This is a genomic window from Streptomyces sp. NPDC059456, from assembly GCF_042750055.1.
Classification (GTDB): Bacteria; Actinomycetota; Actinomycetes; order Streptomycetales; family Streptomycetaceae; genus Streptomyces.
Genome location: NZ_JBHYVA010000529.1, coordinates 1 through 6,081, shown reverse-complemented (window position 1 = coordinate 6,081; position 6,081 = coordinate 1). Strand labels below are relative to the sequence as shown.

Here is a 6,081-nt window from a genome sequence, read left to right as displayed (position 1 = left end):
CCCCGCGCGCCTGCCGCGCATGCACGTCCGCGCCCCGCCCGCGCCGCCCCCCGCCCCGCCCGCCGGTTCGCAGTCGCTGGAGGAGCGGCTGGCCCGGATGCGGCCCGCCGACCGGGAGCCGGCGGTCCTGGACCTGATCAGGGCCCAGGTCGCGGCGGTCAGCCACAGCGACCCGGACACCATCGACGTCAACAAGGGCTTCACGGACCTGGGGCTCGACTCGCTGGCCGCGATCGACCTGCGCAACCGGCTGCAGACCGCGACCGGGATGCGCCTGCCGGCGACCATGATGTTCGACTACCCGAGCCCGGTCGTGATGGCCGAGTTCCTCCTGGAGGAGATCCTCCCGGCCATCGAGGACGTCGCGGAGCCCGAGCCGGCCGCCGCCACCGACCGGGACGACGAATCCGTCCGCGAGGCGCTCTCCTCGATCCCCGTCGCCGCACTGCGCGAGGCGGGCCTCCTGGACGCGCTGCTCAGGCTCGCCGGCCCGGCGGGACAGCAGGGGGCGACGGCCGCACCGGCCGCGTCCGGTACGCCTGCCGCCCCGCAGACCGCCGACCGGAGCGAAGAGATCAAGAGCATGGACATCGACGACCTGGTGCGTGCCGCGCTTGCGTCCGCCGAACCGAATTCGAACGAGGGCTGAGGTCATCGTGGAAGCATCAGTGGAACAACTCGTCACCGCCCTACGACAGTCCATGCTGGACAACGAGCGGCTGAAGCGGGAGAACAGCGAGCTGGCCGAGGAGGCCGACCGGGCCTGCGAGCCGATCGCGATCGTGGGCATGGCCTGCCGCTACCCCGGCGGGGTCAACTCCCCCGACGACCTGTGGAAGCTCGTGGCCGAGGGCCGCGACGGGGTCTCCGCGTTCCCCGAGGACCGCGGCTGGAACACCGACGCCCTGTACGACCCGGAGCCGGGCAAGCTCGGCAGGACGATCACCCGCGAGGGCGGCTTCCTCTACGACGCCGGCGACTTCGACGCGGCCCTGTTCGGGATCTCCCCGCGCGAGGCCCTGGCGCTCGACCCCCAGCAGCGGCTGCTGCTGGAGACGTCCTGGGAGGCCATCGAGAACGCGGGCATCGCCCCGCACACCCTGCGCGGCACGAAGACGGGCGTGTTCGGCGGCGTGATGTACCACGACTACGCGCTCGGCACCGAGGCCGCGGCCACCACCGGCGGCAGCCTGGTCACCGGCCGCGTCGCGTTCAGCCTGGGCCTGGAGGGCCCGGCCCTGACGATCGACACGGCCTGCTCGTCCTCGCTGGTCGCCCTGCACCTCGCCGCACAGTCCCTGAACTCCGGTGAGTCGACGCTCGCCCTGGCCGGCGGCGTCACGGTGATGACCGAGCCGGACATGTTCCTCTACTTCAGCCACCAGCGCGGCATGGCCGCCGACGGCCGCTGCAAGTCCTTCTCGGCCGACGCCGACGGCACCGGCTGCTCCGAGGGCGTCGGCGTCATCGTCCTGGAACGCCTCTCGGACGCCCGCCGCAACGGGCACGAGGTCCTCGCCGTCATCAAGGGCTCCGCCGTCAACCAGGACGGCGCCTCCAGCTCCATGACCGCCCCCAACGGGCCCTCCCAGCAGCGCGTCATCCGCAGCGCCCTCGAGAACGCCGGCCTGACCATCGCCGACGTCGACGCGGTCGAGGCGCACGGCACGGGCACGACGCTGGGCGACCCGATCGAGGCCCAGGCCGTGCTGGCGACGTACGGCCGGCGGCCCGCCGGCGACAAGCCGCTGTACCTGGGCTCGCTCAAGTCCAACCTGGCCCACACGCAGGCCGCGGCCGGCGTCGGCGGCGTCATCAAGATGGTGCAGGCACTGCGGCACGGCCTGCTGCCCAAGGTCCTCCACCTGGACGAGCCGACCCCGCACGTGGACTGGGAGTCGGGCAACGTCCGGCTGCTGACCGAGGCCGTCGACTGGCCGGCGGGCGAGCGCCCGCGCCGCGCGGGCGTGTCCTCGTTCGGCCTGAGCGGTACGAACGTGCACGTCATCCTGGAGGAGGCGCCGGCCGCGGAGCCCGCCCCGGCGGAGGGCGGGGCCCGCGAACTCCCGCTGGTCCCGGTCGTCCTGTCGGGCCGCTCGGCGCAGGCGCTGACCGACCAGGCCGCGCAGCTGCACGCCCGGGTCGCCGCGGACGAGCAGCTCACGCTCACCGACCTCGGCTACTCCACCGCGACCACCCGGACCCCGCACGAGCACCGGGCCGTCGTCGTCGGCGCCGACCGCGAGGAACTCCTCTCCGGCCTGTCGGCCCTCGCCGAGGGCACGATCGCCGACGCCGGTGTGGTGGAGGGCCAGGTCCAAGGCGGCCGCACGGCCTTCCTGTTCACCGGGCAGGGCGCGCAGCGCCTGGGCATGGGCCGTGAACTGCACGCCGCGTTCCCGGTGTTCGCCCGCGCCTTCGACGAGGTCGTCGCCGCGGTGGACGCGTACCTGGACACCCCGCTGTACGAGGTGATCTGGGGTGAGGACGAGGCGCTGCTGAACAGCACCGCCTACACCCAGCCCGCGCTGTTCGCCATCGAGACGGCCCTGTACCGGCTCGTCGAGTCCTGGGGCGTCCGGCCCGACTTCCTGGCCGGGCACTCCATCGGCGAGATCACCGCGGCCCACGTCGCCGGGGTGCTGTCGCTGGAGGACGCCGCCCGTCTGGTCACCGCCCGCGGCCGCCTGATGCAGGCGCTCCCGGCCGGCGGCGCCATGGCCGCGATCGAAGCCACCGAGGAGGAAGTCCTCCCGTACGTCTCCGACGTCGTCGGCATCGCGGCCATCAACAGCCCCCGCTCCATCGTGGTCTCCGGCGCCGAGGACGCCGTCGAGGCGATCACCGAGGAGTTCGGCGGCCGGGGCCGCAAGACCACGCGGCTGCGCGTCTCGCACGCCTTCCACTCCCCGCTGGTCGAGCCGGCCCTGGCCGAGTTCCACCTGGTCGCGCAGAGCGTCGCGTACCGGCCGGCGCTGATCCCCATCGTCTCCAACGTGACCGGCCGGCTCGCCACGGACGCCGATCTGGCCTCGCCCGCCTACTGGGTGCGCCACGTCCGCGAGGCGGTCCGCTTCACCGACGCCGTCCGGCACCTGGCGGGCAAGGGCGTCAACCGGTTCGTCGAGCTGGGCCCCGACGCGGTCCTGACCGCGCTCACCCGGACGACGCTGGACACCGAAGACGCGGTCATCGAGCCGGTGCTGCGCAAGAACCGCCCCGAGTCCCGCAGCCTGCTGACCGCTCTGGCGCACCTGCACGCCGCGGGCGCCCGGATCGACTGGGCGGCCTTCTACGAGGGCACCGCGGCCCGGCCCGTGGCCCTGCCGACCTACCCGTTCCAGCGGGAGCGGTACTGGATCATCGAGAACCCGCTCGGCGGGGACGCCTCCGCCTTCGGCCTGACCCCGGCCGGCCACCCGCTGCTCGGCGCGGTCATCGCCTCGCCCGACACGGACGGGGTGACCTTCACGGGCCGCCTCTCCGCCGACACGCACGGCTGGCTCGCCGACCACGACGTCCTGGGCACCGTGCTGCTGCCCGGCACCGGATTCGTCGAACTCGCCCTGCACGCCGGTGAGCAGGTCGGCTACCCGGCCCTGGAGGAGCTCGTCCTCCAAGCGCCGCTCGTCCTGCCCGACCGCGGCGGGGTGGCCCTCCAGGTCTCCGTCGGCCCCGACGACCTGGGCCGCCGGACGATCCGCATCCACTCCCGGCACCAGGACGCCCTGCCCGACACCCCGTGGCTGCTGCACGCCGAGGGTCTGCTGGGGACGGCGCCCGCCGCCGCCGGCGCCGACCTGACGGCGTGGCCCCCGGCCGGTGCGCAGGAGGTGCGCGTGAGCGACGCGTACGAGCTCCTCTTCCGGCAGGGCTACGACTACGGGCCGGTGTTCCAGGGGCTCAAGGCCGCCTGGCGCGAAGGCGACTCGGTGTACGCCGAGATCGAACTGCCCGAGGAGGCGCACGACGACGCCGCCCTCTTCGGCATCCACCCGGCCCTCCTCGACGCCACGATGCACGCGCTCGGGGTCGGCGAGGGGGTCACCGGCGAGGAGCAGACGGAGCTGCCGTTCTCCTGGTCGGACGTGTCCCTGCACGCGGTCGGCGCCACCGCGCTGCGGGTGCGGATCACCAAGCACGGCGAGAACAACCTGTCGCTGGACCTCGCGGACCGCGGCGGCTCCCCAGTGGCCTCCATCGGCTCGCTGACGTTCCGCCCGGTCTCGCCGGAGCAGCTCGGCGGCGGCCGGCAGGACACGCTGTTCGAGATCGACTGGCGTGCGCCGGCGGCCCCCGTGGCACCGGCCGCCGGAGCCGGGTTCCAGGTATGGGACGAGGTGCCCGCGGGCCCGGTGTCGGGTGCGGTGCTCTTCCCGGTCCCGCAGGCCGGCGGTGCCGTCCCGGAGGCCGTGCGCTCGGCCGCGGTCCGCACCCTGGACGCCGTCCAGGAGTGGCTGGCCGACCCGCGGTTCGAGCAGTCCACGCTGGTCGTGGCGACCCGCGGTGCGGTGGCCGCCGGCCCCGGGGAGGCCGTCGACGTGGTGCAGGCCCCGGTGTGGGGTCTCGTACGCGCCGCCCAGGCGGAGAACCCGGGCCGCATCCAGCTCACCGACCTTCCGGCGGGCGGCACCGGCTTCGAGGGCCTGGCGGCGGTCATCGCCTCGGCCGAGCCGGAGAGCGCCGTCCGCGAGGCGGGCCTCCTGGTCCCGCGGCTGACCCCGGTCACGGGCCCGGCCGCCGACGCGCCGGCCCTCGACCCCGAGGGCACGGTCCTGATCACGGGCGGCACCGGCGGCATCGGCGCCCACCTGGCCCGCCACCTGGTCACCGAACACGGCGCCGGCCGGCTGCTGCTGACCTCCCGGCGCGGGCCGGACGCCGAGGGCGCGGAGGAACTGGCCGCCGAACTCGAAGGCCTCGGCGCGCAGGTCACCATCACGGCCTGCGACGTCTCCGACCCGCGGGCGGTCACGGCCCTGCTGGCCGGGATACCCGCCGCGCACCCGCTGACCGGTGTGGTCCACGCGGCCGGCACCGGCGACAACGGCCTGATCGCGACGATGGACGCCGAGCGCCTCGGCGCCGTCCTGGCGCCGAAGGCGGACGCGGCCTGGTACCTGCACGAGCAGACCCGCGGGCTGCCGCTGGCCCTGTTCACGCTGATCTCCTCAGCGGGCGGGCTCACCCTGGCCGCGGGCCAGGCCAACTACGCGGCGGCGAACACCTTCCTCGACGCCCTCGCCGCCCACCGCCACGCCGAGGGCCTGCCCGCGCAGGCCCTGGCATACGGACTCTGGGCGGCCAGGACGGGACTCACCGAGTCCATCGAGGAGGACATCCGCCTGATGGCGGCCCGCGGCCTGCCGGCCCTGGAGGTCGAAGAGGCCCTGCGGCTGTTCAGCTCGGCCCACGCCCAGGGCCGCCCGGCCCTGGTCCCGCTCCGGGTGGACACGGCCACGCTCCGCTCGCGGGCGGACGACCTGCCCGCACTCCTCAAGGGCCTGGTCCCCCAGCCCACCCGCTCGACGGCCCGCGCGGCCGACCGCGGAACGGACCCCGCGGCGCTGGTCGAGCGCCTGTCCGCGCTGCCCGCCAAGGAGCGCGAACAGGAACTGCTGGACGTCGTACGGGCGCACGCCGCCGCCGTGCTCGGCCACGCCGGGCAGGACGCGGTACGGGCGGACCGCGGCTTCCTGGACCTCGGCTTCGACTCGCTGACGGCCCTGGAACTGCGCAACCGGCTCGGCGCGCTGACCGGCTGCCGGCTGACGCCCACGCTGATCTTCGACTACCCGTCGCCCGTCAAGCTCGCCGCGCACCTGCGGGAGCTGCTGTTCGGCGCCGAGGACCCCGAGGACGACCTGAGCGCCGCCACCGCCGAGGAACTGTTCGACATCCTCGACGGCGAGGAGATCTTCCAGTAGCAGCCCCGGCACACCCCGCGCAGGCCCCCCCCCCCCCCCCAGGCGGGGGGGGGGGGGGAGCGGGCCCCCACCCCGGGCCCGGAACCGGGAAATTATGTGGGGGGGGGGGGGGGCGGGGGCCCTTGGCCGGTCCCCGGCGCGCGAGCGGGGGCGC

2 protein-coding genes are annotated in these 6,081 nt (G+C 75.0%); both read left to right on the top strand.

What is annotated here, in order from left to right:
* Positions 1–649: acyl carrier protein (locus tag ACFXA3_RS32465; RefSeq protein WP_385192691.1), on the top strand; the 649-nt coding region annotated here is incomplete at its 5' end.
* A gap of 19 nt (positions 650–668) precedes the next feature.
* On the top strand, positions 669–5,927 hold the full coding sequence (locus tag ACFXA3_RS32460; protein WP_385192688.1) for a type I polyketide synthase: 5,259 nt from the start codon (positions 669–671) through the stop codon (positions 5,925–5,927).
* Positions 5,928–6,081 lie beyond the last annotated feature (154 nt).